Source organism: Natrarchaeobius versutus (assembly GCF_041205745.1).
Lineage (GTDB): Archaea > Halobacteriota > Halobacteria > Halobacteriales > Natrialbaceae > Natrarchaeobius > Natrarchaeobius versutus.
The window spans coordinates 1-941 of record NZ_JBGFCC010000026.1 but is presented as its reverse complement, the minus strand read 5'-3'; the positions used below and the strand labels follow the sequence as shown (position 1 = coordinate 941).

The 941-nt window shown below is 55.7% G+C and carries 1 protein-coding gene; it reads right to left on the bottom strand.

The window, feature by feature from the left end:
• Positions 1 to 32 precede the first annotated feature (32 nt).
• On the bottom strand, positions 33 to 863 hold the full coding sequence (locus tag AB7C87_RS24170; RefSeq protein WP_369732102.1) for an IS5 family transposase: 831 nt from the start codon (positions 861 to 863) through the stop codon (positions 33 to 35).
• Positions 864 to 941 lie beyond the last annotated feature (78 nt).

Below are 941 nucleotides of genomic sequence, written 5' to 3'. Positions count from 1 at the left end.
GGCTTTGTTGAATCGCTGTAAGGCGGTGGATTTCACTGTTTGACGGCACGTTTGATGTTGTAGACGACACACATCAGAGCGATTTCACGGAACTCTCGATACCAGGTTCGCGCTCGCACGGCGTAGCCGAGCGAGCGCTTGACGGCGGAGTTGACGGTTTCGGTCATTGACCGCTGAGCGTACCGATCTTCGTCAATACGAGCGTTGTGCGCATGATCGTACGGCGCGAAGATCCGGTGTTTGATCAGCGGGCGAATGTCGAGGTCACGGAGTCGTTCGCGGAGTTGTTGCTTGTCATAGCCCTTATCAGCGGCTAGAGACCGCAGATCGCCCGCGTTCCGGCGGGCGATCTGCTCACAGAGATCTGCGTCGCTACCTTCCAACGTCGTCGAGCAGTGAAGATCGAGCACAGCTTGCGTTGCTGTATCGACGAGTTTTGTCACTTTGAGCGTCTGAACGCTATAATTCGTTCGATGGCAGTAATGGCGGCTAGCACGATCTCGTTCATAGAACGTTGCATCGATCGCAGCGTGCTCAGAGAGATCGTGCAGCTGCGCCGACTGGCGCAGCAGCACTCGACAAACACTCATTTCGATCCGATCAAACGCCTTACACAGCGTAGATGGTGCGGGGAGATCGGCCGCTTCGAGGCCGATCTCCCCTGTTATTTGCGGCATTTCCTTCAGCAGATCGATCGTCATTCGATAGGAGGTATCGAGGTAAATCCGGAGACAATGCAGCGAAACAAGGGCATAGTCGGCGAATCCGCCACCACCGCTTGGGGCGGCGGATTCGCCTCGTTCACCCGTAACACTTTGAGCAATCGAGACACAACGCTCGGTGAAGCGGGAGATTTTCGTCATGGACACCGAAGTCTCCCCGCTTCAACTCCTTTGATTTACTGACCTTTCCCGACGCCGTCTAGTGATTCAACGCAGCCG

Coding starts and splice junctions, on each gene's coding strand:
- AB7C87_RS24170 (WP_369732102.1), bottom strand. CDS start 863: ATGACGAAAATCTCCCGCTTCACCGAGCGTTGTGTCTCGATTGCTCAA.